This window comes from Flaviflexus massiliensis, assembly GCF_001375495.1.
GTDB classification, from domain to species: Bacteria; Actinomycetota; Actinomycetes; order Actinomycetales; family Actinomycetaceae; genus Flaviflexus; species Flaviflexus massiliensis.
The window spans coordinates 70024-96969 of sequence record NZ_LN831057.1 but is presented as its reverse complement, the minus strand read 5'-3'; the positions used below and the strand labels follow the sequence as shown (position 1 = coordinate 96969).

Genomic DNA, 26946 nt, shown 5'->3' with positions numbered 1-26946 from the left:
CATCGCCGTGGTTGAATTCGATGCCGCCGGAGGCGGCACCGTTCTTCGGTGCGATGAGGACGATCTCATCACCTGGAGTGGCACCCTTGGCCCAGTTGGCTGCGGGCCCACTAACACCGTCAGCCTCGTGGAGCACGAAGTCGACGGAGATGCGGGTTTGACCGTCCGTCCTAGCTATGTGCCGCATCGAATACGTCCGCATGATCCCGCGCTCCCCTTCGGGGATGGTGAGCTAGTCCCGATACCAGTTATCCCCGTCTGCGATGACGGGCAGGGTGTTACCTGTTGGGAAAATGAGTTTGATGCGCTGATCGAAGCACTCGTACTGTCCCACAATGGACAATTCGGGGCCGGTGAAAACAATGCGACGAAAGTTGTCGGACAGGTCCAAGACTTGGTCGACGATGGCGCGAACGGGAACATAGGTTGCCATGAGTCCTACCTTTCGAAGTGGTGGCGGCCAATGGGCATAACAAGAGGGCTGCGGGAAACGGGATCGGGATGTACCTGGCAGCGGATGCCGAACACGTCAAGCATGTTGTCGGGCGTGACAACCTCATCGGGGGTGCCGTGGCAGGCGATGGCCCCGCCCTTCATCCCCACCAGATAGTCGGAGTACCTGGCAGCGAGATTAATGTCGTGCAGGACCATGACGATCGTCGTTCCCTCTGCACGGTTGAGATCGGTGAGCAGGTCGAGGATCTCGAGCTGATTGGCCAGATCGAGATACGTGGTGGGTTCGTCGAGCATGAGGATGTCGGTTTCTTGGGCGAGTGCCATCGCGATCCAGACGCGCTGGCGTTGACCGCCCGACAGTTCATCGACCGGCCGCTCCGCCAAGTCCTCCGTCTTCGTGGACCGCAGAGCGTTCGCCACGACCTCGTAGTCGCGTGCCGACCACCTGCCGAGCATGTTCTGGTGGGGGTGGCGGCCACGACCCACGAGGTCGGTCACGACTATTCCCTCGGGCGCCACGGGAGACTGTGGGAGAAGGCCGAGGATCCGGGCGAGCTCCTTCGAATGGCGTGACGTCAGTGGAGTGCCGTCAAGGAGTACCTCTCCCGCGGCGGGTTTCATGAGCCGCGAGAGGGCACGCAGGAGCGTGGACTTGCCGCACCCATTGGGTCCGATGATCGAGGTGATCTTCCCCTGCGGGATGGTCAGCCCCATCCCCTCAATGACTGTCCTGTCCCCATAGGCAAGCGAAATATCTTTCGCCTCCAGAGTGTGTGCGAGGCTCATATGTTTCCTCCCCGGTTGGAGCGAGCAAGTAGATAGATGAGAAATGGGGCACCGAGTGCACCGGTCAGAACACCCACGGGATAGCGGACTCCGAGGAAGTACTGGCTGACAAGATCGCTCACGAGCACGACAAGGGCACCTACGAGGGCGGCCGGGATGGTGAGGGAACCGCCGGGGCCGACTATGCGGGCGGCAATCGGGCCCGAAACAAAAGCAACAAAGGCAATCGGACCGCAGGCGGAGGTGGCGACGGCGATGAGGATGACGGCGCACACGATCATGACCACCCGTGTCAGGTTCACCCTCACTCCCAAGCCACGCGCAGTCTCATCGCCAAGGCGAAGAACGTTGAGGTTGCGGCCGAACAGAAGCATGATCGGGAGCAGGGCAAGTGCGGTGGCAGCAAGCGGTCCCGTTCGCTCCCAGGTGGCCCCGTTGAGCGACCCGGTCAGCCATCTCGTTGCCGTGGGCAAATCCCACGAGCTCGCCTGCGAGAGCGCATAGGTGACAACCGATTGCAGGAGTGCGGCAAAGCCAATGCCGATGAGAATGAGCCTCGTCCCAGCAAAACCACCGCGGTAGGAAAGCAGGTAGATAAGGAGCGCAACTGTGAGAGAAGCAATGAGGGCAACAATCGAGACCTGGGTCTGCCCCATCCCAAAGATCACAATCCCGATCACGCCGGCCGCGGAAGCACCGGAGGAGATGCCGATAATGTCCGGGGATGCGAGCTGATTGCGCAGCATCGTCTGGAACGTCACGCCAGCGGCACCGAAGGCGATGCCGGCGAGCAGGCCCATCGTCGCTCTCGGGAGCCTCAAGACGCCCACGCTGTAGCTAGCGCCCTGCACGTCCTCCCCACGGATCACTGCCGACACATCCGCCGGGGAGTAGACAACCTCGCCCCACATGAGGTTCACCAGATATATGCCAGCAACCAGAAAGACGAGCACGACGGTGACCAGGCTGCGGCGGCGAATGCGTGAGCGACGAGCCTTCCGCAAGGTGTCAGTCAAGTCCCCTGAATCACTCGCGTTACCCGAATCGGAAGGCGTATTCGTTGAGGTGTCATCAGGCTGTGACTGAGGCGAAGTCAGCACGGACGAACCGTTGCTCGTATTCCGTACATCCTCAGAGAAAGTCGCTTCCTGCTTCTCGATACTGTCGCGACGCAGATTCTTGACTCTCATAGTTCACGCACCCTCTGCCTGCGCACGATCCAGATGAAGATTGGGGCGCCGATGAACGGCATGATGATGCCAACGGCAATCTCACTACCATCGACAAGAACGCGGCCCACCGTGTCGGCAATGAGGAGGAGCGCGGCACCTGCCAGGGCGGAAATGGGTAGGAGCCAGCGGTGGTCAGTGCCGACAATGAGGCGGCACAGGTGGGGAACAATGAGTCCAACAAAACCGATGGGGCCAGCGAGCGCGGTTGCTACCCCTCAAAGAATAACCGCACCGAGGGAGGAGACGATCCGGGTGCGCAACACGTTCTCTCCCAGTCCCGTCGCCAATTCATCACCCAGCGCCAGAGCGTTCATGCCCCTGGCACACAAGAGACAGATGAGTGCGCCGGCGATGAGGAAGGGGGCAGCCAGTCCCGTGCGTTCCCAGTTCGCTCCGCTGATCCCACCGATCTGCCAGTGCCGGAAAGAATCCATGACATCGATGCGTGGTAGGAGCACGGCCGAGACGAGGGCAGTGAGTGCAGCGGATGTTGCGGCACCCGCGAGCGCTAGCTTGAGAGGGGTGGCCCCGCCGCGCCCCAAAGACCCCACAACATAGACAAAAACTGCCGAGCATGCCGACCCCACGACCGCGAGGACCATGATCGTGACAGGGTTCGTCACACCGAAGAAGGTCATTCCTGTAACGACGGCAAGTGAGGCTCCAGCAAGGATCCCGAAGATACCAGGATCGGCAAGCGGGTTGCGTGTTACCGCCTGCATGGCCACCCCGGACATTGCCAAGCTTGCACCAATGACGATTCCGAGAACGGTGCGCGGGATCCGGGCGTAGGCGGCCGCCTGTTCCGTCGTGTCAGTCTTCCCCAGCAAAGCGTCCACAGCATCAGAAATCCCGATGCTGCGCACCCCGAACATGATCGACGCAAGGCAGGCGACGATGAGAAGAGCGACGATGAGGGCGAGGACCGTTGGGTGGCCCCACCGGCGCTTCGCACCGGTGGGAGCCTCGTCAAGAGTTGTCATGAAGGAAATGAGGGTTGCTGGCGGTGATCTAGTTCAGGGCATCCTCGAGGAGACCGAAGTACTCATCGATACCCCAGGCAACTGACAGCGGGGATGAGTTCGCTGCGGCAGCAATCGGGCCGTTGCCGAGGAAGACGACGTTGCCGTTAGCGATGGCGGGGATGCGGGACAGGAGCGGATCGGCCTGCCAGGCCTCCAGGCTCGCCTGGTTCTCCGCATCATCATCCGAGCCATACGTGATGAGGATGTCGACATCGTCGAAGGCTTCGGGGTTTTCGGCAGAGACCTCAACGTAGAAAGTCTCCGCATCGGCCTGTTCTTCAAGGATCTTGGCGGTTCCGAATCCGTTGTCGAGGAGGAAGCCCTGGCGCGGATCCAGCTCCGTGTAGACGCCAATCTTCGACATGTCGGAGTTGTCGATAAAGGCAAAGACGGGCTTGGTTCCCTCGAGCGATTCGTGCTCGTTCAGGGCTTCTTCGATGGTCGCGTGGAGCTCATCAATGAGTGCGTTGGCTTCGTCAACCTTGCCGAGTGCTGTGGCGTTGAGCAGGATCGTGTCCTCAAGTCTCGTGCCCCAGGCAAGATCGGGGTAGGCAACGGTTGGCGCGATCTGGCTCAGCATCTCGTAGTCCTCTTCCGTCAATCCCGAGTAGGCCGCGAGAATAACGTCGGGCTCGGTGGCTGCGATGCTGTCGAAGGGAATCGAGTCGGTCGCATCGAACAGGACCGGTTCTTCTCCACCAAGTTCCGCCAAGGCCTCTTCAACCCAGGGGAGCATGCCGTTGTTGTCATCATCGCCCCAGGTCACCTTTTCCATACCCACGGGCACGGCACCGAGCGCGAGGGGAACTTCGTGGTTGTTCCACGCAATCGTGGCAACCCGTTCGGGTTCCTCTTCGATCACGGTCTCACCAAAGGCGTGGTCGATGGTCACGGGGAAGGCATCGTTCGAAGATTCAGAACCCTCGCTTGCGCTCGAGGTGGATTGTTCCTCCCCCGACGGTGTCGCCTCGTTATCATCATCCGAGCTGCAGGCGCTCAAGCCAATTGACAGTGCGGCAACCGCGAGGCCGGCCCCAATACGACGTGCTGTCATTGATACTCCAGTATTCAGCGTAATGTCGGCAGGTGCACACATGAGCCCACCCGACCGAGCCCTTCCTTTAGGTTAGGCTTGCCTAACGTTACACAGAATTAAGCAACACCCAAAGGACCTAATTCCTAGAAATTAGTCTGGAATTCATCCACTATTGTGGCCGTTCTGTCTTGCTTTTCCTCCAAATTCATGACATTATTCGTTAAATTGCTGGTATCGGCCACTTTCAAGTGCGCCTCGCCCACCTTCGGGGCGCGGGAGAACACAACACTTTCTCCCGAACGAGTCATTTGATTAAGCATTTTGTTTCGTCAACAGTGACGGAGAACACCAAGAATTGCGGCTTCGCTGACAAGAATGGAAGCTCAACAAAACAAGGGTGAAAGTAGTGCGCGAGCGAGAAACGTATCGAGACGGGCGGGTGATGGAGAGATGGAGGATCAGTTCGCAGTCCGATGGGGAATAATTGGTGCCTTTCCCAAGCCCACACGGCCCTGCCTCTCGCTGATCCTCACACCCATCCCAGGATGCTTGTTTCAGCGCCCCTTCGTTTCCCAGTTTCCTCGGCCGTCATCGGCATGCGATTCTCGGACTGTTCTTGCCAGCTAGTCCTGATCCTCGTAGGTGAGGAGGTGGCCGAGTCCGCGTACCGCCACGACCGGGTGGTTCGGGTAGGTGTTCATGAGGATTTCGGCGGCTTCCACGAGGTTTTGACGCAGGTTGATGTCACCAACCGTGCTGTCAACACCGGCTGCATCTGCAGTTCCTGTGAGGATGACTCCGGGCCTGCCCCCAAACCTCGCATCCAATCCCCTCCTGATTTCGCGGGCTGCCTGTTTGGGGTTTTCTGGTGGGAGGACGGCAATGCCGGCGGGGGTGTTGCCCTGGCTGAGGGTACCGTCCGTTCCCTCTTTCGTGAGCCTGCCCTGGCAGATGGCGACGAGCTTGCGGGAGATGACGACGATGTCACCCTGGGTGATGCCGGTGCGCAGATCGGGCCACACGAGCGAGTTGAGTGCCGGGGCGATGAGGGCGGGGACGTCATCTTTCATCGTTGCTTGGGGTATGCCGGGAACGGCGACCATGAGCAGTGAACTGTGCGGGGATTCCATGGGACCAACATTACCGATTTGATCGCGGTCCAAAATCTTCCCAAGCGGGCAAATATGAAACAATTGCGCCATGACTGAGAACGCTTCAATTGTCGCTTCCGTGAACGCTCCCGACAAGGTGAGCCTGGATGGCTTGGAAACCAAGTGGGGGAAGACATGGGAAGAAGATGGCACGTATGCCTACGAACTGACCTCCCGTGAAAACACGTACTCCATTGACACTCCCCCGCCCACCGTTTCCGGCTCCCTTCACGTCGGTCACGTCTTCTCCTACACGCACACGGACGTGGTGGCACGCTACCAGCGAATGACGGGCAAGCACGTCTTCTACCCCATGGGCTGGGACGACAACGGTCTGCCGACCGAGCGACGCGTTCAAAACTACTACGGTGTCCGTTGCGACCCCTCGCTCCCCTACGTGGAAGACTTCGTGCCCCCGCACGATGGAGGGGATGGCAAGTCGATCAAATACGCGGACCAGGTGCCGATCTCACGCCGCAACTTTATTGAACTGTGCTGGCAGCTCGCCGAACAGGACGAGCGCCAGTTTGAGAACCTGTGGCGCACTCTCGGTCTATCGATTGACTGGAAGCAGAACTACCAGACCATCGGAACGAAGGCTCAGAAGGTCGCCCAGGCCGGATTCCTCCGCAACCTCGCACGCGGCGAGGCATACCAGGCTCAGGCCCCGGGCCTGTGGGATGTCACGTTCCAGACCGCTGTGGCTCAGGCCGAGCTCGAGGCCCGCGAATATCCCGGTGCCTACCACAAGCTTACCTTCCACGGTGAGAGTGGCGACGTTGTTATTGAGACGACCCGCCCCGAGCTCCTGCCCGCCTGCGTGGCCCTCATCGCTCACCCGGATGATGAGAGGTACCAGCACCTGTTCGGCACGACCGTGACCTCCCCCGTGTTCGGGGTGGAGATTCCCGTTCTCGCTCACACGGCTGCCGAGAAGGATAAGGGTGCCGGTATCGCCATGTGCTGTACCTTCGGCGACCTCACCGACGTCCAGTGGTGGCGCGAACTCTCCCTGCCGCTGCGTTCAATCCTCGGCAAGGATGGTCGCATCCTCGCTGACACCCCCGAGTGGATTACCTCGGAGGAAGGCATTGCCCTGTATGAGGAGATGGCGGGGAAGACGATCTTCTCCTCCCGCAAGGCAGTTGTCGAAAAGCTCGCTGAAACCGGTGAGATGATCGGCGAGCCCGTCAACACCCAGCGCATGACCAACTTCTTCGAGAAGGGCGACAAGCCCCTCGAGATCGTGACTTCCCGCCAGTGGTACATCCGCAACGGCGGACGCCCCTTCCAGGAAAAGAACGGGAAGGAACTGCAGGAGAACTTGCTGGACGCCGGGAAGGAACTGAACTTCTACCCGGACTTCATGAGGGTCAGGTACGACAACTGGACCAAGGGCCTCAACACGGACTGGCTCATCTCCCGCCAGCGCTTCTTCGGCGTGCCCATCCCCGTCTGGTACAAGGTGACCGAGACCGGTGAAACCGACTTCCTCCAGGTCCTCACCCCCGACGAGTCGGTGCTCCCGATCGACCCGTCCTCGGATGTTCCCGAGGGATACACGGAGGAGCAGCGTGGTAAGCCGGGCGGCTTCGTTGGTGAAGTCGACATCATGGACACGTGGGCAACCTCGTCCCTCAGCCCCCAGATCGCCACGGGCTGGCTGACTGATGATGAACTGTTTAAGGCCACGTACCCGATGGACCTGCGCCCCCAGGGTCAGGACATTATCCGCACGTGGCTCTTCTCCTCCATGGTCCGCGCCCACCTCGAATTCGGTGAGAACCCGTGGAAGAACACGGCGATCTCCGGCTGGATCCTCGACCCGGACCGCAAGAAGATGTCGAAATCCAAGGGCAACGTCGTCACCCCCATGGGTCTGCTCGAGAAGCACTCGGCTGACGGGGTGCGCTACTGGGCTGCCTCGGCTCGCCTGGGTACGGATGCTGCGTTCGAAGAGAACCAGATGAAGATCGGGCGCAGGCTCGCCATCAAACTTCTCAACGCCTCCAAGTTCGCCCTCACGATGGGTGGAGATACGGTCGAGTTCAACCCGGCTAAGATCACCCTCCCCGTGGACCGAGCCATGGTGGCCCAGGTTGCTCGCGTTGTTGACCAGGCCACCGAGGCTTTCAACAACTACGATCACACCCGCGCACTCGAGGTCACCGAGTCGGCCTTCTGGTCGTTCTGCGACGACTACCTTGAGCTCGTCAAGGACCGCGCCTACAACCGTGACGACCTGTTCTCGCTCGCGGACACGGAATCCGCACGTGTAGCGCTCGCCCTGTCCGTGGATGCCTTTGTGCGCCTCCTCGCCCCCTTTATCCCCTACTCGGCTGAAGAGGTCTGGTCCTGGTACGCGAAGGGCTCCGTCCACAAGGCAACCTGGCCGACCTCTGCTCCGCTTGCAAAGGCGGCGGCTGACCAGAGCGAGGAGCTCCTCACCGTCGCCGGAGAGGCACTTCAGGTCCTGCGCCGCGTGAAGAGCGAGAATAAAGTGTCTCAGCGCACAAGCTACGCCTCAGTAGCTATGATTGCCCCTAAGACGGCTCATGAGCAGATTGAGTCGGTCCTCACAGACCTGCGTCAGGCCGCTCATGTACGTGGACCGCTGGAAATCGGCGAAGGCGACAGCATTGCCGTAGCCGAGTACGAGCTGGATCCGGCACCGGCCAAGAGCTAACTAACAACGCCACCGTCAGGGAAGGGACATGATGACGACAGAAGACCGCCAGGTGAGTTACACCGAAGGCAAGCACAAGGTTCGCGAGGACCAGAACATCGCGAAGATGCTTCGCGACCGTACCGAACAGAACCCCAATAAGGTCGCTGTCGAAACGAAGACCGCTCTCGGTGAAGCCTGGGTGCCGGTCACGTACCGCCAGTTCGAGGACACGGTCCGGGCAATCGCACGCGGCTTCATTGCACTCGGCATCCAGCCCGGTGATCGCGTCGCCATTATGTCACCCACCCGCTACGAATGGAACCTGTTCGACTTCGCGCTCTGGTACGCGGGTGCCTGCGGCATCCCCATCTACGAGACCTCATCGCGAAGCCAGGCCGAGTGGATCCTGTCGGACTCGGGATGCCGGGCGATCATCGTGGAGAATGCTGCGCTGCGCGACACGGTCGCCCCGCTCCTCAACAGCATTGATGGTCTGAACGAGGTTTTCGTCATTGACGAGGACGCGGTCGACAAGATCATTGCCAAGGGTGAAGAGCTTGACATTACCGAAGCGGACCGGATCATTGACGAACGCATCGGGGGTATCAAGGCCGATGATCTCGCAACGATCATCTACACCTCCGGTACGACCGGGCGCCCCAAGGGAACCCTGCTAACGCACCGGAACCTCCTCCACGTGGTCTACAACGGTCCTGCAGACCCGGACCTGCAGGAGATCGTGGCGGGAGACAACACCCGCACCCTGCTGTTCCTGCCAATGGCTCACGTGTTTGCTCGCTTCATCTCGATCCTCACGTTCGAGACCGGGACAGTGATCGGGCACTCCCCCGATACCAAGAACCTCGTGGCAGACATGCAGTCGTTCAAACCCACCTTCGTTCTCGCGGTCCCCCGCGTGTTCGAGAAGGTGTATAACGCGGCCGATGCGAAGGCCAACTCCTCCAAGGTCAAGGGCCCCATTTTCCGCCGCTTCGCCAAGGTCGCTATCGCCTACTCCCGTGCCCTCCAAACCCCCCAGGGTCCCAGCCCGTGGCTCAAGGCGCAGCACTCCCTTGGAGACAAGCTGGTCTACTCCACGCTGAAGGAACTCCTCGGTGGCGAGCTCAAGCATTCGATCTCTGGAGGCGGTCCCCTCGGTGAACGCCTCGGGCACTTCTTCCGCGGTGCCGGCATCACCATTTACGAAGGCTACGGCCTGACCGAAACCTCGGCACCCACGACCGTTAACCGCCCCGGCCACCTCAAGGTTGGCACCATTGGCCACGCCTACCCCGGCTGCCTGGTATCGATTGATGACGACGGTGAGATCCTCGTCAAGGGCGACCACGTGACCCCCGGTTACTACAACAATGAGGAAGCCACGAAGGCAGCGTTCACGGAAGATGGCTGGTTCCGGACCGGTGACCTCGGTTCAATGGATGATGAAGGCTACGTGACAATCACGGGACGCAAGAAGGAAATCATCGTGACTGCCGGCGGCAAGAACGTGGCCCCCGCGATTCTCGAGGACAGGCTCCGGGGTCACCCCATTGTCTCCCAGGTCGTCGTCGTTGGTGACAACCGCCCCTTCATTGGTGCACTCATCACGCTAGATGCGGACATGCTTCCCGGCTGGCTCTCAAACAAGGGGCTGGAGCCGATGAGCATTGATGAGGCCGCCCGCAATCCCCAGGTGATCGCAGCCCTCGACCGTGCCGTTACCCGTGCCAACGACGCCGTCTCCCGCGCCGAATCGATCAGGAAGTTCAACGTTCTCACAACAGACTTCACGGTCGACAACGACTACCTGACCCCTTCACTCAAGGTTAAGCGGCACAAGGTTCTCACCGACTTCTCGAAGGAAATCGATTGGATCTACGACAACAAGTAGGAAATCTTCCTTCACAGAGATCAAGGTGAAACGATGGGGGCGGCAGTGCATGACATTGCCGCCCCCATCGTCTTTCAAGTATCCTTCCCCTCTCCCATATCCAGCCACCGCTAGCACAACGACACTTCAGTGCTTTTTGTCATGAAAGCTCACCGATAGTTTTTAATGCATGGATAAGCGTTCTACCCAGTGGTGAGGGGTAACGTCGGTTGAATTTCAAAAAGGGACACACTAGCCTGTTGGGGACGAATCGGGCATGGCACTCCAGCGACGGCGTGCAATCGTCTCCGAAAAACACTCGACATCGTGGTCACGATGAGTCTCTCGGCCATCCTCTCGGTAAGTTCCTGGTGGATAGTGACCTCCGGGGTGTCACGACAACCGTTGACCATCACACCAGCGAAAGGCTTCACCGCACAGGATTCTGTCTCTCGAAGGAATAGATGTCACGTTCAGCAGAGCAGGATCACCCATCCACATTCTTGACGGCTTTTCCCTCCACGTCGCAGACGGCGAGTTTGTAGCCCTCGCGGGTCGTTCGGGAAGTGGTAAATCCACCACGATCACGGTTGCTTTTGGCAGGCGGATCCCCGATGTGGGAACCGTGCACTGCGGAGACTTAGATATCGCCGGCAAGTCCGAGAAAGAATTACAGAAGATCCGCAAGGAAGAGATCGGTTTCGCTTCGCAGGACGCCCTCGTTTTTGATGATCTCAGTGTCATTGCGAACGTGAAGGTGGGCGGTGGCACGACCGAACGCTGCCTCGAATTACTCGACGGTGCTGGTCTGTCCGACTTTGAGAACATGAGTGGTGGTCGGATTTCCGGTGGTGAACGGCAGCGCGTCGGTGTGGCTCAGGCTCTTGCCAAGGATCCGTCGATGGTGCTGATGGATGAACCAACCTCGTCACTCGACAAGGCAGCATCCGCACTTGTTATTGCCCAGCTCCGCGCGGCAGCTGACCGGGGTGCCGCGGTGCTGGTCGCAACGCATGATGACATGGTGAAGGACGAGGCCGACCAGGTGATCCAACTGTGACGATCAAGCCCAGACTCCGCGTCACCCACGTCGTCGTCTTTACTCTGGTCGGGCTTCTCGTGCTCGCTGGAGCCGTTCTGGGGTGGCTGGGAGTCTCCCAGGCGGGCAATATTCTGGAGGAGAATTGGCGCGGTTCCTACGATATTCTCGTCACGAACGAGGCAGGTTTTAAGAGGATCTCCCCCGGCCGTGACGCCAACGGCTTCTCCCTCATCGACGATAACCATTCTTCTCACACAACTAACGTCATTAGTTTTGATCAGCTTGAGCAGATCGATGCGATCGACTCCGTTGAGGTCGCCGCCCCCGTTGCCTACATTGGCCGAGTAGCAAACACAGTCCCCTGGACCTACATCACCAAAAAGGAACACAACTTCGCTGAGGAACCGGTCCAGGACTACGAGATTCACTGGAGCATCACCGACGCGAACGGGGTGCTCTTCGACCGGACCAACAATCTTCGGATTGATGCCACGAACTGGAACGGCGAAGAGGGTAACGCTCACGAGGTGGGCATTGGCCTCATTAATGACTTTGAGCCCATGGATCGTCACATCCTTTTCGTCCAACTCGAGGTTGTTGGGGATGGTTTCACTTTCCAGTGGAGCCAGGGCCCCACCGCCCCAACATCAATCGCTGCCGTGAATACGGAGCGGGAAATGGCACTCCTGGGCGAAGCTGGGGACTTCCTCCAACCTCTCGCAAACTTCGATGCCCTGACTGACGAGAATGATCCACTCACGGTATCGGAGGCGTTTGGGGCCGATGGGGAGAGGGTCATGGCGGAGCTGGAGGGCCTACCTGGCACGGAGCCCAATCATCGTCCCGCCGTTTTCCAGGCATACGGGAGAGAGAATCCCCTGATCGGCTACGTCCGTAACACCCATGCCTACTCGTCGACTGTCCTGACCGCCACGATCACCGGTCGCGGAGAAACATCGATCGATTATGCCGACGTTATGCGCCCGTTTAATGGTGGCACGTATGGACTTGCATGGCCGGGTGAGGTGTCGGATGATGGCACCCCGCTCGTCGAAAAGTACTCACTCGGTAGCTACCTTGCCACCAACGCCTATCCCCCGGTCCTCACCCAGGTCGAGTCACCGGTGGACGGACAGGCAGCACTTTCCGCCAGCATGTTCGGCATCTACGGTGCCTTTGCTTCCTACCCGGGCGATATTGATATGCCGAGCGGCTATAACCAGGGTGACGAAATGACCTACCGGAATCCCTCGACCGCCACGATCACCGTCGGTGGCCAAGCCCGCACCATCGCGGCGCCCTTCGAGGTCTCCACCTTCACTCCCGGCACGGTTGAACCCGAGGGCGGCTACGTCCCGCTCGGGCTGTACGGTGCCAACACTCTCACCTACGAGGGTGAGCCCTTCGAAACGTCCCGCCACGGGCTCGGAATTGAAACCCCGGCACCCTCAGCAATCGTGTCTTTCGAGGGTGCCAAGCACCTGACATCGCGGGAAGACATTATTTCGACCGTCCGGGTGCGGGTTGCGGGGCTCGAAGGGTTAAGCAATGACGAAGCCCTCACCATCATCAACGACACCGCACAACAGATCCGTAGGATCGACGGGCTCGATGCGAACGTCGTGATCAGCGCCAGCACCCAGGAAGTCAATATCTGGGTACCCCAGTACGCCTTTGGAACCGATGTTCCCCAAGGCGATCAGGTCGTGGGCGTGCTCGGATGGGTGCAGCGCGACTACGGTACTGTCGGGGTGGCCTCCTGGACCGCTTCTCTCACCAACCAGACGGTGGATCGCGTTGCTACCGTCTGCATCCTCCTCACCTCCGTCTTCCTCCTCGGCCTGTGCTTCCTTGCCCGGCAGGAACGTCGCACCACCCATGCCCTCCTGGCTTCCCAGGGCTGGAGCACAAGCGAACGACTGCGGTGGACCATGAGGGAGGAATGGCCGGGGCTCACAGTCTTTGGGCTCTCCGCGATCATCTCCCTCATCATCGCCTCCCCCACGCTCCGCATAGCGGTCCTGGTCGCGATCATCATGCTCATTGCCGGCCTCATCATCGCCAACCCCGTTCAGTCACGCCGCCTAGCTACCGCTGGCAAGCTCAGCACCCGGCCACGTCTCGTCGCCCTCGCCGTAGCCGAGGGCCTCAGCCTCGGCATTACCGCCGCCGCTATCGGTGCGGTCGGCATGCTCATGTTCTGGTACTACCAGCTCATTGCCCAAACGAGTCTCGGTGCCACCATGACCCAGGCACTCATTCCCGTGCTCGGGGCAATACTTGTGGCGGGGGCTGTCCTGATCGTGACGACGATAGTAACGAGCCAAAAGAGCGGTGAGGCGATGGCAGCAAGGAACAGTTTCTCGTACTGGAACCTTGGTCGCTCAACCGCCAAGATCCAACTCTCAAGCCTGCTCCCCCTCGTCCTCCACGTCATCATCGCCGCAGCGATCGTGCTGCTGGGACGAATCTACGCATCCGGCTTCCAGGAGGATGACACCCTCTACCTGCTGCTCGCTGGTGGCTGGATCATCGTCTGGATCATCACCCGCACCTCCACTGCCCTCTCATGGCGGCCCACGCGTGAACTGCCCACCTACTTAAAGGAAGAAGTATACGAACAGGCTGAATCCTCATCCACGAAGTAGCATCAGGAATAGGATCTCGGAATGGTGAGGCAGAGCCAACTCTTCAGGATGAATAAATGAGCCTCCCTGCAGCAGAGAAATTAAGCCCGCCTGAAGAAACCAAGCAAGCAGTGAAGAGCCTCGGATGATCCTGTCTGTGATCAACCGAGGCTCTTGCTTCGTAGATTGTACCGCACGCGCGGGTAGCTAAGGGTTGAGGCTAGGGAACTTACCGACAGGGCACAGCTCAGCCCCGTCCCACCTAGTTCTCACTGTCTTGCGCCTTGAATGCTTCGTGGTGGCGGATAACCTCGGTCACGATGAACTTGAGGAACTTCTCCGCAAACACGGGATCGAGACCGGATTCTTCAGCGAGAGCACGCAGGCGTGCGACCTGGCGTTCTTCACGGGACGGATCCGAGGCGGGGAGCCCTAGTTCGGCTTTGAGCTTGCCCACTTCTTTCGTGCACCGGAAGCGTTCGGCGAGGATGTGGATGAGGGCGGCATCGATGTTATCGATGCTGGCGCGTGCGCGCGCGAGGCCTTCGGGAATCTCTTGTGACTGTTCCACTTCTCTCCTATGCAGACTTCTTGGACCGCTTGTAGACGAGAGTGGGTTCACCACCCTCGAGCATGCTCTCATCTATGATGACGCGTTCGATGTCGGAGCGCGAGGGGATCTCAAACATGAGCTCACCGAGCACGCTTTCGAGAATGGAACGCAGGCCGCGGGCACCCGTACCACGTGCGAGGGCGCGCTGGGCGATACCGCGCAGGACGCCGTCCGTGAACTCCAGTTCCACATCATCGAGTTCAAACATGCGCTGGTACTGCTTGATGAGTGCGTTGCGGGGCTCGGTGAGGATGCGGACGAGATCGTCGACCTCCAGAGCATCCACGGTGGCGATAACGGGAAGGCGGCCAACCAGCTCGGGAATGAGTCCAAACTTGTGCAGATCATCCGGCTCGACGTCGCGGATGAGCTCGGCCGATCCTTCGTGGCTGGAGAGTTCGGAGCCGAAGCCGATGGAGCGACGGCCCGAGCGGGAGGACACGATTTCTTCCATGCCAGCGAATGCACCGGCAACGATGAAGAGAACGTTCGTGGTGTCGATCTGCACGAACTCCTGTTGAGGATGCTTGCGACCACCCTGAGGCGGAACGGAGGCAACGGTGCCTTCAATGATCTTCAGCAGAGCCTGCTGCACACCCTCACCCGACACGTCACGAGTGATCGAGGGGTTTTCTGACTTGCGTGAAATCTTGTCGATCTCGTCGATGTAGATGATGCCCTGGGCTGCACGATCCGTGTCCCCGTCAGCTACCTGGATGAGCTTGAGAAGCACGTTTTCGACATCCTCACCCACGTAGCCTGCCTCGGTGAGCGAGGTGGCATCGGCAATGGCGAAGGGCACGTCAAGCATGCGAGCAAGTGACTGGGCGAGATAGGTTTTGCCGGTTCCGGTGGGGCCGATCAGGAGAATATTGGACTTGCCGATCTCGACGGGTTCAGCGCCCTTCTTGGGTACGTCTTGGCCGGCCCGGATTCGCTTGTAGTGGTTGTAAACGGCGACCGATAGAGTCCGCTTCGCGGCTTCCTGACCGACAACGTATTCGTTGAGGAATTCAAAGATTTCTTGTGGCTTCGGGAGGGCTTCGAGGGAGAATTCAGATTCTTCCTGGCCGAGCTCCTCGGCAATGATCTCATTGCATAGCTCGATGCACTCGTTGCAGATGTATGCACCAGAGCCGGTGATCAGTTTCTTGACCTGGCGCTGGGACTTTTGGCAAAACGAGCATTTGAGCATATCAGCCGCGTCAGCTGTTCGAGCCATGTGATTACCTCCCTGAACTGCCTTTAACTCTAACGATATTGGGCGTCATGTGCGAATGCACCACGCGGAAACGGGAGCTGATTTCTCAACTCCCGTTTCTGTGCGTTTGTTGATGCTTTGCGCATCAATCCCGACCTGCGTTCTTAGGCTTCGATCGGCTTGGGCTTGCGGGAGGTGAGAACCTCGTCCACGAGACCGTATTCCTTGGCCTGCTGAGCGGTGAGGATCTTGTCGCGGTCAATGTCGCGCGACACCTGTTCCTTGGTCTTGCCCGAGTGGTCGGCCAGGGTCTGCTCGAGCCAGTCCCTCATGCGGTCTATCTCGTTAGCAACGATTTCGATGTCCGAGGCCTGTCCCTGCATCCCCTGCATCGCAGGCTGGTGGATGAGGACGCGGGCGTTGGGCAGTGCGAGGCGCTTACCGGGGGCTCCGGCTGCAAGCAGGACCGCTGCAGCGGATGCTGCCTGACCGAGGCACACAGTCTGAACCTCGGGCTTGATGTACTGCATCGTGTCGTAAATCGCGGTGAGAGCCGTGAAGGATCCACCGGGCGAGTTGATGTACATCGTGATCATGGCATCCGGGTCCTGGGATTCCAGGACGAGGAGCTGAGCCATGATGTCATCTGCCGAGGTGTCGTCGACCTGGACGCCGAGGAAGATGATGCGGTCTTCGAAGAGCTTTGCGTAGGGGTCCTGACGCTTGTAGCCGTACGGGGTGCGCTCCTCAAAGCTGGGGAGCACGTAGCGTGCTTGCGGCATCTGCGGTGCCATCATCGTGGGGCTATTGAAGCTATTCAACATGTACTCCTGATTCACTTGGTACCACCGCCACCGGAGACGAGATCGGACGTCTCAACGACATGGTCAACAAAGCCGTAGTCCTTCGCTTCCTGAGCGGTGAACCACTTGTCGCGATCCGAGTCAGCCATGATCTGCTCGAGGGACTTGCCGGTCTGGTCGGCAGTGATCTGCGACAGCTGCCTCTTCATCTGCATGATGAGGTCAGCGTTGATGCGGATGTCCGAAGCGGTACCACCGGCACCACCCGAGGGCTGGTGCATGAGGACGCGTGCGTGCGGGGTGATGTAGCGTTTGCCGGGGGTGCCGGAGGTCAGCAGGAACTGGCCCATGGAGGCAGCCATACCCATGGCAACGGTCGCTACGTCGGGCTGCACAAACTTCATGGTGTCGTAGATGGCCATGCCGGCCGTGACCGAACCACCGGGCGAGTTGATGTACAGGTAAATGTCCTTCTCGGGATCCTCTGCGGCGAGCAACAGCATCTGCGCACAGATGGAGTTCGCGTTGTCGTCGCGAACTTCGGAGCCGAGCCAGATAATGCGTTCCTTGAGAAGGCGGTTAAAGATGGAGTCGCTCAGGCCGAGATTCTCGCCGTTGCCCTGCATCGTGGGAAGTGTGCTCAATGGACAGCCTCCTGAATAGAAAGTCCTTTGTGTTCATTTGAGGTTAACGCACCCTCCATCGCTCCCCTTCCCCCGTTAGCCTTTGTTTCGCTGATGGCGCATATAAAAGGAGGTCCGTGGAATCTCTCCCACGGACCTCCTCAGCGCAATGAGTGCGAAGGACTCGAACTACTTGTCGTCGCCCTCGGCCTCGGCCTTCTTGGCGGGAGCCTTCTTCGCAGCGGGCTTCTTGGCCGGAGCCTTCTTGGCGGCAGGCTTCTTGGCCGGAGCCTTCTTCGCTGCCGGCTTTTCCTCAGCGTCAGCTTCTGCTTCAGCCTTGGCGTCCTCGGTCTCGGCCTTCTTGGCCGGAGCCTTCTTGGCGGCAGGCTTCTTGGCAGGAGCCTTCTTGGCAGCAGGCTTCTCCTCGACCTTCTCTTCCTCGGCCTCGGGAGCCTTGTCGGCAGCCTCTTCCGTCACTGCTTCTTCGGTTTCTTCGGTGACGGTTTCGTCGGCAGCGTCAGCTGCCTCTTCGTCGGCGGTGCCTTCGTTCTCGTCAATCACGGACTTCACGTCGATCGGCTCGCCATCCTGGTCCACGACCGTGACTTCACGGAGGGAGAGGATGAGGGCCTTGTTGCGGGTGAGTTCGGATGCGAATGCGGAGACCTGGTTGGTCTGAGCGGCAGCCTGGATGAACTGGTTGGGCTCGATGTTGTACATCTGTGCCTGCTGAACCATGAACTCGAGGAGCTCGTCCTGGCCGATCTCGACCTCAAGCTTCTCAACAATGGCGTCGAGGATCATCTGGTCACGGAAAGCCTTCTCGGTGTCCTCACGGATTTCTTCACCGTGGGGGTCGCCCTCTTCCTTGCCCTCAGCTTCGAGGTGACGCTTGATCTCCTGATCGATCACGCCCGCGGGGACCGGAACGTCAAGCTGCTTGTTGAGCTCTTCAAGAAGGAGGTCGCGGGCCGCGTACACGGTCTCGGTGAGCTTGGTCTTCTCGACCGTGGTGCGCAGGTCTTCCTTGAACTCTTCGATGGTGTCGAACTCGGAAGCGAGCTGAGCAAAGTCGTCGTCAGCTTCGGGGAGCTCGGATTCCTTGACGGACTGAACCGTGACGGTCACGTCAGCCTCTTCACCCTCGTGCTCGCCACCGGCGAGGGTGGACTTGAAGGTGGTGGTCTCCTCGGCCTGGAGGCCTTCGAGGGCCTCGTCGATGCCTTCGAGGAGCTGGCCGGAACCAAGCTGGTAGGAGATGCCGGACACGGAGTCGACAACCTCGTCACCGATCTTGGCTTCCATGTCGATCGACACGAAGTCCTTAGGCTCAACGGGGCGGTCAACGGTCTTCAGGGTGGCGAAACGCTCCCTCATTTCCGTCAGGCTCTCTTCGATGTCCTCATCGGTCACAACCGGCTTGTCGGTCGTGAGGGTGATGCCGGAAAGCTCGGGGAGGTTGATCTCGGGGCGCGTGTCCACCTCGATAACGATCGTAAGGGTGCCACCAGCGGGACCTTCGAGGTTCGGCCACTGGGTGATGTCAACGGAAGGCTGACCGATCGGGGAAAGCTCGTTCTCGGCAATAGCCTGCTGGTAGTAGCTGTCCAGCGAATCGTTGACGGCGTGCTCGATGATGGCGCCACGCCCCAGGTGGTTCTCCAGAACTCGTGTCGGGACCTTGCCACGGCGGAATCCGGGGATGTTCACCTGCTGGCTCATGTGCTTGGTCGCGGTGTCCACGGCCGGCTTCAGCTCAGCCCATTCGAGATCCAGCGTGATCTTGACGCGGGTCGGCTCGAGCTGTTCAACGTTGCTCTTCACGAAAGTTACTCCAGTCATTGACGGTGTGGCTGTTGCCACCTCACGTTTCACCTGCATCTAGTGCAGACATACCGGGATATTCTACGACACTACGGCCCCGGATTCACACCTCTTACCGCCATCGGTTGCCTATCCCACTACCAAAAACACGCCAAAAGCCCACATTCAACCCACCAAGGTCGACCATCCCCTCTGAGGCTGCCCTCAACTCGATCACAGCTGACACGACTTAGCGCCATCGCCGCAGCGGATGATGTTTACCCTATGCTGGTGTCGCTTTGTGGGAAGTGTCACGAACGTTTGGGTCGCTAATCTGTGCTCTCACGCAGGCTTCACATCGGTGTCGCCCGCTACAAACTTCTCAAACTGGAAGGCTCCACGGCCGAGAAAAATCGCACCACACGACACTGATCAACGCGTTGAAAAACGAATCATTTTTGCTCAGAAAACTCTGCAGTACAGACAACAGGAAAAGCTGATTCGATCGAGAAAATGGCGAAATATCAGTCTTTTGGGGCGCAAGAGTCGGAGAATTGAAATGGCCCCCAGGTTTAGGACCTGAGGGCCTGCTGTCGGGGTGACAGGACTTGAACCTGCGACCCTCCGCTCCCAAAGCGGATGCGCTACCAACTGCGCCACACCCCGTCCATCACTGGACGACCCAATCTTAGACAGGGAAATGAGCCAATTGGAAATTAGTACCAGAATCTTGATATTCTTCTAGCCGTGCGGGTGTAGCTCAATGGTAGAGCCTCTGCCTTCCAAGCAGATAGTGCGAGTTCGATTCTCGTCACCCGCTCCGCCAAACCCCGGGCTCGATTACGAGCCCGGGGTTTTCACATTCGCCGACGTATGGCTCGACACTGCCGTATTAGATTCCTGCGTAAACCGCTGTCCCCCAGTATCTGGAACTGGCCGCCTCACACCGCACTCTTGCATAACTGTCGTTCTATGTGCACAGTTCTGGGTTTGGACAGACTTTTCGCCGAGCTACCCTTCCCTCAAGAAATCCCTCCCTCAGGGATTTCTTTAATCGGACGAGCAGGATTACCAACAACAACGGCGCGAGCAGCAACGTCCTTCGTCCCGATAGATCCTGCACCAATGACTGCGCCATCGCCAACAGTGACACCCGGGAGGATTATTGCCCCGGCCCCGATCCACACCTGCTTGCTTATAAAGACTGGCTTCGGGTGCATGATGGGCCGCCTGTCAGGATCGAGATCGTGGTCAAGAGTTGCAAGAACAACATTGTGGCCGATGAGAGCGTCGTCCCCGATCCGAATTCCGCCCTGGTCCTGGAACCTGCATCCTAAGTTAATGAAGACGTTCTCACCTACCTGGATGTTCTGCCCAAAGTCGGAGGTGAAGGGAGGGAAGAGCCGGAAGGATTCCGGGACCTCCTGCCCGTCAGCTCGCTGAAGAGCTCGCGAATACGATCCGCATCGGAGGACTCACGGTTGATCACGGAGCAGATCTCACGGACCTGGGAGGAGCTTCTGTTCATCTCCTTCCCCGCGTCGGTCGCGGGATCGAGGGGTTCTCCCGTTTCCAGGAGAGTCCTTAGTTCTTCACTCATCATGGCTGCAACATCACCTTGATCGCTTCGCGATCACTCATGAGCCGGTAGGCTTCCCCTGCCTCAGCCAGAGGAAGTGTCCGATCAAAAACGAGCCCAGGATTGATCTCTCGCTTCATGATCCGGTCTATCAGATCGGGAAGGTATTTGCGCACGGGTGCAGGACCGCCGTGAAGGTGGACGAGGGAGCTGAAGAGCTTACCTCCCGGCAGGTTAACCCCGTGGGACACTCCAACAAAGCCGATGGTGCCACCGGGACGTGCCGACCCAATGGCCTGCATCATCGACTCCTGGGTGCCCACGGCTTCAACAACGCCGTGGGCACCCAGCCCGCCCGTCAGTTCCTTAACCTTCGCGGCAGCCTCATCGCCGCGTTCGGCGATGATGTTGGTGGCTCCGTAGTGCCGTGCGAGCTCCTGACGGTCGGCATGGCGGGAGAAGATGATGATGCGCTCCGCACCAAGCGCCTTCGCGGCGAGAACTCCCATCAGTCCGACTGCACCATCGCCCACCACGGCGATGGTCTTACCAGGGCCGCTTCCCGCCACATCCGCAGCGAACCAGCCAGTTCCAAGAACGTCGGAGGCCGCGAGGAGGGACGGGATGAGGTCCTCATCGGGAGCACCGGGGAGCACAACGAGTGTGCCATCGGCGAAGGGGATGCGGGCCTTTTCGGCCTGGACACCAATGTTTCCGCTCACGAATTGGGCGTTGACGCACTTCGAGTGATAGCCGGCCTCACAGATTTCGCAGGTTCCATCCGAGATAACGAAAGAGCCAACAACGTAGTCGCCAGGTTTGAGTGTTGTGACGGCGGATCCGATCTCTTCCACCTGGCCCACGTATTCGTGTCCCATGAGCAGACCGTCAGCATGATCGTGTCCGCGGTAGGGCCACAGGTCGGAGCCACACACGCAGGCAGCGACGATGCGAATGACTGCATCGGTTGGTTGTTCAATGACGGGATTCTCGCGCTCTTCGACAACGAGATTTCCCGCGCCGCGCATAACCACTCCAAGCATGATGTCCTTTCGAGCACATCCAACAATGTGCCGAGTTCCGCATGGGTTTACGAAACCATTTTCGTCCAAAGCCTGGCTCTTGTGAACATGCAGTGTTAGGAAATTAATTAAATATCTGTGTCACGTTCCCGTTCCGAAACCAAGTGGTCGTTGCAATCAGGGTGAAAGGTGACTCATTACTTATCTGGAAAACAGGCTCAGTGCGGCAAAAAAGTACGCCCCTAAGGTCTTGCGCACCGTTCAACTCGGGAAGTAGTGACAGTCATTGCCACGGCTACTGGGGAGAGTGGTCAGTCGACGTAGTTGAGTTCTGTCAGGTAGAGATCTGATGAGGGGACAGGGCTGTACTGGCACTGGTTCGACACCCATCCATCTTCTTCCCGCTTCCAGTTGTGCAATGGCGCATTAGTGAGGGCCATGATGGTGGCACCTATTGGGAGGCTCTCGAGCTTCGATTCGGTGTCGACACTGTCGCCCACTTTGAGTGGCGGATGTTCATATGTGTGTCCGGCGAATTCCTGGAGCTCGTCCCAGTCCCATGAGCCAATATCGTCTTCGCGGCTCCACTGTTCAAGGTCGTCATCATAGAAGTACCGCCAGCCGCGCTGGTCCCAAACTACGGTCACGGTTTCGGGACGTGATTCGTCTCCTCGTTGAGTATCCATCTCGTCCCTCCTTTACTTCGCGTCCTGCTAAACAAATACTAAACACAGGAAAATGTTGGTGACATTGTCAGCTGGCCTGCGGCCACTTTGTTGTAGCGCTCACCCGCTTCTTTCTTCCGTGGAACTGAAAGTACCAGGTCACGAAGGTCGGCAATGTCCTCACGGTTCACTTTCCCACCCAGTGATCACCCCAATATTGATCTCCTGTCCTGGCTCATCACTTGGACCCGGGACAACATCACCGCTCAAGTGGTCGGTTCATCTGATCGACAAGTCGTATCGATTTATGTGCTACAGCTACTACCGGGACGGCGGGAATCGGTGCGGAAGTGGCGGCCCGGAGCCATTTAGGGAATAGAGAAGCGGCACCGACACTGTCGGTACCGCTTCTCACTACTAATCGTTTAGTCGATTGCACCAGTCTGGTAAGCCTTGGCCAGGCGGCGGGGAATACGAACCTCGCGACCCTGGACCTTGACCGTGACGAGCTCGGTCATCTGGGCCTTCCACTGGGACCGGCGATTACGGGTGTTACTACGCGACATCTTGTGCTTGGGAACTGCCATAGCGCCGCTCCTTTCTGTTTCGTGCGGCTAGGCCGCTGATGGGTTTACCAGGAAGACTTGGTGACGCCGGGGAGCTCACCGCGCAGCGCCATGTGACGCATGCGGACACGGGAGAGTCCAAAGTCACCGAGGTAACCGCGGGGACGACCATCAATGGCGTCACGGTTCCGCAGGCGGACGGGGGAGGCGTTGCGCGGGAGACGGTGCAGTGCGGCCATAGCCTCATCGCGTTCTTCCTGCGTCAGCTTCTCGTCCACCGAAGCCTTCTTCAACTGTGCGCGACGCTCTGCGTAGCGCTCGACCATTTCGCGGCGCTGCTTGTCACGCGCAATCTTCGACTTCTTGGCCATGCTTACCTCTCTTTACCGGATGTACCGGCAATACTTCTATTCGTGCTGAACCGACCGGGAGTTTCCTCGCGCGATGGGGATCACCCGGAGGGACAACGGTCCGACAAACCATCCTAACGCAGGTTCACATCGAAACCCTAGTTACCTCAACCACTAAATTCCGCGCTATCGGTCACAGTTCTGGAACGTAGCCGGTCGGGACGGTCATGCGCTACCCACTAGAATAGCGGTATGGTCCAGACGATTCGAGACAGCGTACGAACAGAGCTTGTGATTTCGCGCTCCCGCTTCATCACCGAACTCGCCCCCGCCTCCGATCCCGACGTGGCGCGGCAGCTGGTTGCGGACCTGCGTCAGGAGTTCCCCGACGCGAGGCATCATTGTTCGGCGTGGATCGTTCAGGTCGATGGCGAACAGGACCGTGAGCATTCTTCGGATGATGGGGAGCCATCGGGAACGGCCGGCATGCCCATGCTCGATGTTCTGCGGGGCCGAGGCCTAACAAACGTATCGGCGGTCGTCGTACGGTACTTCGGCGGAATACTGCTGGGCACTGGCGGGCTCGTGCGCGCCTACGGCGATTCCGTGTCCCAAACGATCGATACGGCAACGCTGTGGACCCTGACGGAGGTTGCTCGCTGGTCCATCACCTCCCCCATGGATAGGGCGGGCCGGCTCGAGAGTCTGCTACGTGGTGCGGGCTGGGATGTGGGGACCGAATGGTCCTCGGTGGTGACGATGACAGTCACGACCGAGGAGAAGGATCGGCTTGCTGCGCTCGCAAGCGCGGAGCTCGGTGTTGAGGTGGAACCAATCTTCGCTGGGACGGTCAAGCAATTCTCTCGGTGAGTGAACGCGGCTTGCTCGGTGGCGTAGCTCATGAAACTATATGAACAAGCAACGCACTTGAGTTTTTAACTACTTTTGTCAGGAGGCGGTCCCGATCATGATGTGCCCGTTCCTCCGCTGCTGTCTGTTCTGTCGATAGAGTACCGAGCCCAAGGGTGCGCTTGGCGCATGCTCGGTACTCTCCACGAAACCATCATCAGCACCTTTTTTAACCCCGTTTACGCCTAATTTTGAAGGAATTCTTATGTCTCGTATCGCCGCTGACGCAACCCAGCTAGCTGGCAACACTCCCCTGGTTCGGATCAACAAGCTGTTCCCGGATGCAAAGGCAACCGTTCTTGCGAAGCTTGAGTTCTACAACCCCGCCAACTCCGTCAAGGACCGTATCGGTGTCGCGATTGTGGATGCTGCCGAAAAGTCGGGTGCACTCCAGCCCGGTGGCACGATCGTTGAAGCTACCTCCGGTAACACCGGTATCGCCCTCGCCTTCGTTGGTGCGGCACGCGGCTACAACGTCGTCCTCACCATGCCCTCCTCCATGTCCAAGGAACGCCGCGCGCTCCTTCGCGCCTACGGTGCTGAACTGATTCTGACGGAGCCGGCGGATGGCATGAAGGGCGCGGTTGCGAAGGCTGAAGAAGTCGCCAAGGAACGCCCCGGCTCGATCCTCGCTTCCCAGTTCGCCAACGAAGCTAACCCCGCGATCCACGAGGCCACGACCGGCCCGGAGATCTGGAACGACACCGACGGCGAAGTTGCTGCTCTCGTTTCCGGTATCGGTACCGGTGGCACGATCACGGGTGCAGGACGTTTCCTGCGCTCAAAGAATCCTGACATCAAGATCTTCGCCGTGGAGCCGGCCGAGTCCCCGATCCTCGCCGGTGGCCAGCCCGGCCCCCACAAGATCCAGGGCCTGGGAGCCAACTTTGTTCCCGGCATCCTCGACACGGAGATCTACGACGAGGTCATCGACATCAAGTCGGACGACGCATTCACGTGGGCACGCGAGGCCGCGAAGAAGGAAGGCCTACTCGTAGGCATTTCCTCCGGTGCGGCTCTCAAGGCAGCCGGTGAGGTGGCCTCCCGCGACGAGTTCGCTGGGAAGACCATTGTTGTTATCATCCCCTCGTTCGGTGAACGCTACCTGTCCACCCCGCTTTTCGAAGGCCTGGTTGACTAGTAATGCCAATTCCACGTGGTGTCTCACTTCGCACGATCCTCAAGGAGGACTTGGAGGCGGCACGCAAGCACGATCCTGCGGCACGCTCCAACCTTGAGGTGGCACTCGGTTATCCCGGGGTGCACGCCCTGTGGGCGCACAGGGTTTCGCACGCCATGTGGAACAAGTCCGAGGCACTGAAGTTGCCAGCCCGCCTACTCTCGCAGGCAGCCCGTGCCATCACCGGCATCGAAATCCACCCCGGAGCGAAACTCGGAAGGCGGATGTTCATCGACCACGGCATGGGAGTTGTCATCGGCGAAACCGCCGAAGTTGGTGAGGACGTCATGATCTACCACGGTACGACTCTGGGTGGCGTTTCCCTCAACAAGGGCAAGCGCCATCCTACGGTCGGCAACCGCGTGACGATCGGTGCGGGAGCGAAGGTCCTGGGACCAATCACTCTCGGTGATGACTCCCAGGTCGGCGCAAACGCGGTCGTGGTGAAGGACGTCCCGGCAGGAGTGACCGCCGTCGGAGTTCCTGCCAAGAACCGGGAAGTGCCAGTCATGGAGCCGCAGATCGACCCCGCCATCTGGATCTAACCTCCCAGAAGACGGAAAGAGACACGCACGCACCCTCGGTGTGAGAATGGCGGCCCAAGAGGGTCGCCATTCTGCTATCTCCACACTCGCGCTTTACAGTGGTCCGTATGACCGCCAGTGACTACTCTTCGAACCCCGATTACCGGGCAAGCATCCGCCAGGCCCGCAACCGCGGCCTGCTTCTCACCGGGATCGCTCTCATCACCCTCATCGCCGGCATCATCCTGATCGGCAACGTGACACATGCGCTTCTCATTGCCGCACTGACGGTCGTGGGATGGTTTGTTGTTCAGCTGGCCGGTATTCTGTACCTGCGGACGGGCCCGAAGCATCCCGCTGTTGGTCTTGCAGTGGCTGCTGGCATCACCACAGGCCTTGTCATACTCCTCATCACCCACCAGTCCGCCGGATATCAGGACGCAATCCTCATCGCCGGCACGTGGCTCCTGTGTGGGGCGCTGGCCGAGTTCGCACGCGGCAAGCGCTGGTCAAAGACCATCACCGCAGACGGCACGTCAGGACACATTGTGCGCACCCTGGCGACCTTTACTGGGTACGACGGGACTCCGCTCATCAGCTTCCTGACCGGCGGTGTCCTCGTTGGTGTTTCTGCCTGGCTGATCGATCTGCTTCCCTGGCTCACACCGTTTGCGATGCTCCTGCACATCGCCGCCTCGCTCGGCATCTCCGTGAACAGCAACAGGTAACCCAAACCTTCTATCCCACAATTGCTCCAGTGATCGCAGTTGCCTAGGTGTTCGGAGGGGCCTCGGGGCACTCGAGAACATCGATTGAGTTGCCCGCCATGAGGCTCAGGTGCGGATGGGTGGCAAAAATCTTGACCGCGCTCTCGTGGGAATCGGTCTCCACAATCGCGTAGGCGACCCTGCCGTCCTCAATCTCTTCAACACTTCCTGCCGTCACTCGTTTCTTGCGAAAGAGTGGTGCTCCCGGGTCGCGAAGACTGGATTCATGTTCTCCTGCCCACTTGCCCCAGGCTACAAGGAACTCCATCTGGTCCTGCTCGCTCAGACTAGCCTGCTCTGTCTCGTCGGCTGCGCCGTTGAATATCGGCAAGTATTGAGCCATGGCCCGATCCTACTGGCAACCCCGATCAACCAGGGATCACGACGTGACTCGTTGGCCTGACCGATAACCGACCCTTGCACCTGTGGCTTCAAATGTGCGTTCTTC

Annotated in this window: 23 protein-coding genes, 2 tRNA genes and 2 pseudogenes; 9 read left to right on the top strand and 18 right to left on the bottom strand. The window is 59.3% G+C overall.

Annotation, left to right across the window (positions count from 1 at the left end; translation table 11 throughout):
• Positions 1-55: 55 nt before the first annotated feature.
• The 6 genes and pseudogenes from BN1241_RS13160 to BN1241_RS02010 all read right to left on the bottom strand — a co-directional run.
• Positions 56-433: pseudogene (locus BN1241_RS13160) on the bottom strand (siderophore-interacting protein); the annotation flags it as partial.
• 5 nt (positions 434-438) lie between these two features.
• Complete coding sequence (locus tag BN1241_RS02030; RefSeq protein ID WP_054952059.1) at positions 439-1242, bottom strand: ABC transporter ATP-binding protein; 804 nt, start codon at positions 1240-1242, stop codon at positions 439-441.
• Positions 1239-2432 (bottom strand): FecCD family ABC transporter permease, encoded by a 1194-nt coding sequence (locus BN1241_RS02025; RefSeq protein ID WP_147599208.1) that lies wholly within the window; start codon positions 2430-2432, stop codon positions 1239-1241. Before BN1241_RS02025 ends, BN1241_RS02030 begins: the two co-directional genes overlap by 4 nt.
• Positions 2429-3457 (bottom strand): annotated as a pseudogene (locus BN1241_RS02020) (FecCD family ABC transporter permease). Before BN1241_RS02020 ends, BN1241_RS02025 begins: the two are co-directional and overlap by 4 nt.
• 28 nt (positions 3458-3485) lie before the next feature.
• Positions 3486-4553 (bottom strand): iron-siderophore ABC transporter substrate-binding protein, encoded by a 1068-nt coding sequence (locus BN1241_RS02015; RefSeq protein ID WP_054952058.1) that lies wholly within the window; start codon positions 4551-4553, stop codon positions 3486-3488.
• A gap of 605 nt (positions 4554-5158) precedes the next feature.
• Positions 5159-5665 (bottom strand): hypothetical protein, encoded by a 507-nt coding sequence (locus BN1241_RS02010; RefSeq protein WP_147599206.1) that lies wholly within the window; start codon positions 5663-5665, stop codon positions 5159-5161.
• 70 nt (positions 5666-5735) lie between these two features.
• On the opposite strand from BN1241_RS02010, the gene valS reads away from it, so the two are divergent.
• The 4 genes from valS to BN1241_RS01990 all read left to right on the top strand — a co-directional run bounded on the left by valS (position 5736) and on the right by BN1241_RS01990 (position 13914).
• Entirely contained in the window at positions 5736-8372 is a 2637-nt protein-coding gene (gene valS, locus BN1241_RS02005) for a valine--tRNA ligase (RefSeq protein ID WP_054952056.1), read from the top strand.
• Positions 8373-8400: 28 nt separating this feature from the next.
• Positions 8401-10245, top strand: a complete 1845-nt coding sequence (locus tag BN1241_RS02000; RefSeq protein ID WP_230198240.1) for an AMP-dependent synthetase/ligase — start codon at positions 8401-8403, stop codon at positions 10243-10245.
• A gap of 421 nt (positions 10246-10666) precedes the next feature.
• Positions 10667-11284, top strand: coding sequence for an ABC transporter ATP-binding protein (locus BN1241_RS01995; RefSeq protein ID WP_054952055.1), 618 nt, complete (start codon positions 10667-10669; stop codon positions 11282-11284).
• Positions 11281-13914: an ABC transporter permease family protein gene (locus tag BN1241_RS01990; protein WP_054952054.1), complete on the top strand. Its 2634-nt coding sequence runs from the start codon at positions 11281-11283 to the stop codon at positions 13912-13914. Before BN1241_RS01995 ends, BN1241_RS01990 begins: the two co-directional genes overlap by 4 nt.
• A 241-nt stretch (positions 13915-14155) precedes the next feature.
• Here the strand turns inward: BN1241_RS01990 and BN1241_RS01985 are convergent, their stop codons facing one another.
• The 6 genes from BN1241_RS01985 to BN1241_RS01960 form a co-directional block, all read right to left on the bottom strand.
• Entirely contained in the window at positions 14156-14464 is a 309-nt protein-coding gene (locus BN1241_RS01985; protein ID WP_230198239.1) for a chorismate mutase, read from the bottom strand.
• 7 nt (positions 14465-14471) lie between these two features.
• Positions 14472-15728 (bottom strand): ATP-dependent Clp protease ATP-binding subunit ClpX, encoded by a 1257-nt coding sequence (gene clpX, locus BN1241_RS01980; RefSeq protein WP_054952052.1) that lies wholly within the window; start codon positions 15726-15728, stop codon positions 14472-14474.
• Between the two features lie 143 nt (positions 15729-15871).
• Complete coding sequence (locus BN1241_RS01975) at positions 15872-16531, bottom strand: ATP-dependent Clp protease proteolytic subunit (RefSeq protein WP_054952051.1); 660 nt, start codon at positions 16529-16531, stop codon at positions 15872-15874.
• Between the two features lie 11 nt (positions 16532-16542).
• Positions 16543-17136: an ATP-dependent Clp protease proteolytic subunit gene (locus BN1241_RS01970; protein ID WP_054952050.1), complete on the bottom strand. Its 594-nt coding sequence runs from the start codon at positions 17134-17136 to the stop codon at positions 16543-16545.
• A 186-nt stretch (positions 17137-17322) separates the two neighbouring features.
• Positions 17323-18957 (bottom strand): trigger factor, encoded by a 1635-nt coding sequence (tig, locus tag BN1241_RS01965; RefSeq protein WP_054952049.1) that lies wholly within the window; start codon positions 18955-18957, stop codon positions 17323-17325.
• A gap of 572 nt (positions 18958-19529) precedes the next feature.
• Positions 19530-19602, bottom strand: a tRNA-Pro gene (locus BN1241_RS01960).
• An 83-nt stretch (positions 19603-19685) separates the two neighbouring features.
• Between BN1241_RS01960 and BN1241_RS01955 the strand changes: the two genes are divergently transcribed.
• Positions 19686-19756, top strand: a tRNA-Gly gene (locus tag BN1241_RS01955).
• Positions 19757-19958: 202 nt separating this feature from the next.
• Here BN1241_RS01955 and BN1241_RS13155 read toward each other — a convergent pair.
• The 5 genes from BN1241_RS13155 to rpsN all read right to left on the bottom strand — a co-directional run bounded on the left by BN1241_RS13155 (position 19959) and on the right by rpsN (position 23139).
• Positions 19959-20156, bottom strand: a complete 198-nt coding sequence (locus BN1241_RS13155; RefSeq protein ID WP_222704375.1) for a DapH/DapD/GlmU-related protein — start codon at positions 20154-20156, stop codon at positions 19959-19961.
• A 379-nt stretch (positions 20157-20535) separates the two neighbouring features.
• Entirely contained in the window at positions 20536-21558 is a 1023-nt protein-coding gene (locus BN1241_RS01945) for a zinc-dependent alcohol dehydrogenase family protein (RefSeq protein ID WP_054952047.1), read from the bottom strand.
• 290 nt (positions 21559-21848) lie between these two features.
• The gene (locus tag BN1241_RS01940; protein ID WP_054952046.1) at positions 21849-22223 is read right to left on the bottom strand and encodes a hypothetical protein; all 375 of its coding nucleotides are present in this window, start codon (positions 22221-22223) and stop codon (positions 21849-21851) included.
• Positions 22224-22627: 404 nt separating this feature from the next.
• Positions 22628-22789, bottom strand: coding sequence for a 50S ribosomal protein L32 (rpmF, locus tag BN1241_RS01935; protein WP_054952045.1), 162 nt, complete (start codon positions 22787-22789; stop codon positions 22628-22630).
• Positions 22790-22833: 44 nt separating this feature from the next.
• A complete protein-coding gene (gene rpsN / locus BN1241_RS01930) occupies positions 22834-23139 on the bottom strand; it encodes a 30S ribosomal protein S14 (protein WP_054952044.1) in 306 nt (101 codons plus the stop codon).
• Positions 23140-23370: 231 nt separating this feature from the next.
• Between rpsN and BN1241_RS01925 the strand changes: the two genes are divergently transcribed.
• The 4 genes from BN1241_RS01925 to BN1241_RS01910 all read left to right on the top strand — a co-directional run bounded on the left by BN1241_RS01925 (position 23371) and on the right by BN1241_RS01910 (position 26459).
• Entirely contained in the window at positions 23371-23988 is a 618-nt protein-coding gene (locus tag BN1241_RS01925; RefSeq protein WP_077138235.1) for an IMPACT family protein, read from the top strand.
• 244 nt (positions 23989-24232) lie between these two features.
• A complete protein-coding gene (gene cysK / locus BN1241_RS01920) occupies positions 24233-25168 on the top strand; it encodes a cysteine synthase A (protein ID WP_054952043.1) in 936 nt (311 codons plus the stop codon).
• Between the two features lie 2 nt (positions 25169-25170).
• The gene (epsC, locus tag BN1241_RS01915; protein ID WP_054952042.1) at positions 25171-25752 is read left to right on the top strand and encodes a serine O-acetyltransferase EpsC; all 582 of its coding nucleotides are present in this window, start codon (positions 25171-25173) and stop codon (positions 25750-25752) included.
• Between the two features lie 107 nt (positions 25753-25859).
• On the top strand, positions 25860-26459 hold the full coding sequence (locus BN1241_RS01910; protein WP_054952041.1) for a hypothetical protein: 600 nt from the start codon (positions 25860-25862) through the stop codon (positions 26457-26459).
• A gap of 43 nt (positions 26460-26502) precedes the next feature.
• Here BN1241_RS01910 and BN1241_RS01905 read toward each other — a convergent pair whose 3' ends face one another.
• Complete coding sequence (locus BN1241_RS01905; protein WP_054952040.1) at positions 26503-26841, bottom strand: hypothetical protein; 339 nt, start codon at positions 26839-26841, stop codon at positions 26503-26505.
• Positions 26842-26946 lie beyond the last annotated feature (105 nt).

What these genes read in the sequence shown, in the direction of transcription:
- rpsN (WP_054952044.1), bottom strand. Translation starts at nt 23,139, where the DNA reads ATGGCCAAGAAGTCGAAGATTGCGCGTGACAAGCAGCGCCGCGAAATG.
- BN1241_RS13155 (WP_222704375.1), bottom strand. Translation starts at nt 20,156, where the DNA reads ATGCACCCGAAGCCAGTCTTTATAAGCAAGCAGGTGTGGATCGGGGCC.
- BN1241_RS01970 (WP_054952050.1), bottom strand. Translation starts at nt 17,136, where the DNA reads ATGCAGGGCAACGGCGAGAATCTCGGCCTGAGCGACTCCATCTTTAAC.
- BN1241_RS01945 (WP_054952047.1), bottom strand. Translation starts at nt 21,558, where the DNA reads ATGCTTGGAGTGGTTATGCGCGGCGCGGGAAATCTCGTTGTCGAAGAG.
- BN1241_RS02030 (WP_054952059.1), bottom strand. Translation starts at nt 1,242, where the DNA reads ATGAGCCTCGCACACACTCTGGAGGCGAAAGATATTTCGCTTGCCTAT.
- BN1241_RS01940 (WP_054952046.1), bottom strand. Translation starts at nt 22,223, where the DNA reads ATGGATACTCAACGAGGAGACGAATCACGTCCCGAAACCGTGACCGTA.
- BN1241_RS01925 (WP_077138235.1), top strand. Translation starts at nt 23,371, where the DNA reads ATGGTCCAGACGATTCGAGACAGCGTACGAACAGAGCTTGTGATTTCG.
- BN1241_RS02010 (WP_147599206.1), bottom strand. Translation starts at nt 5,665, where the DNA reads ATGGAATCCCCGCACAGTTCACTGCTCATGGTCGCCGTTCCCGGCATA.
- valS (WP_054952056.1), top strand. Translation starts at nt 5,736, where the DNA reads ATGACTGAGAACGCTTCAATTGTCGCTTCCGTGAACGCTCCCGACAAG.
- BN1241_RS02025 (WP_147599208.1), bottom strand. Translation starts at nt 2,432, where the DNA reads ATGAGAGTCAAGAATCTGCGTCGCGACAGTATCGAGAAGCAGGAAGCG.
- BN1241_RS01975 (WP_054952051.1), bottom strand. Translation starts at nt 16,531, where the DNA reads ATGTTGAATAGCTTCAATAGCCCCACGATGATGGCACCGCAGATGCCG.
- BN1241_RS01905 (WP_054952040.1), bottom strand. Translation starts at nt 26,841, where the DNA reads ATGGCTCAATACTTGCCGATATTCAACGGCGCAGCCGACGAGACAGAG.
- clpX (WP_054952052.1), bottom strand. Translation starts at nt 15,728, where the DNA reads ATGGCTCGAACAGCTGACGCGGCTGATATGCTCAAATGCTCGTTTTGC.
- BN1241_RS02015 (WP_054952058.1), bottom strand. Translation starts at nt 4,553, where the DNA reads ATGACAGCACGTCGTATTGGGGCCGGCCTCGCGGTTGCCGCACTGTCA.
- cysK (WP_054952043.1), top strand. Translation starts at nt 24,233, where the DNA reads ATGTCTCGTATCGCCGCTGACGCAACCCAGCTAGCTGGCAACACTCCC.
- BN1241_RS01910 (WP_054952041.1), top strand. Translation starts at nt 25,860, where the DNA reads ATGACCGCCAGTGACTACTCTTCGAACCCCGATTACCGGGCAAGCATC.
- BN1241_RS02000 (WP_230198240.1), top strand. Translation starts at nt 8,401, where the DNA reads ATGATGACGACAGAAGACCGCCAGGTGAGTTACACCGAAGGCAAGCAC.
- rpmF (WP_054952045.1), bottom strand. Translation starts at nt 22,789, where the DNA reads ATGGCAGTTCCCAAGCACAAGATGTCGCGTAGTAACACCCGTAATCGC.
- epsC (WP_054952042.1), top strand. Translation starts at nt 25,171, where the DNA reads ATGCCAATTCCACGTGGTGTCTCACTTCGCACGATCCTCAAGGAGGAC.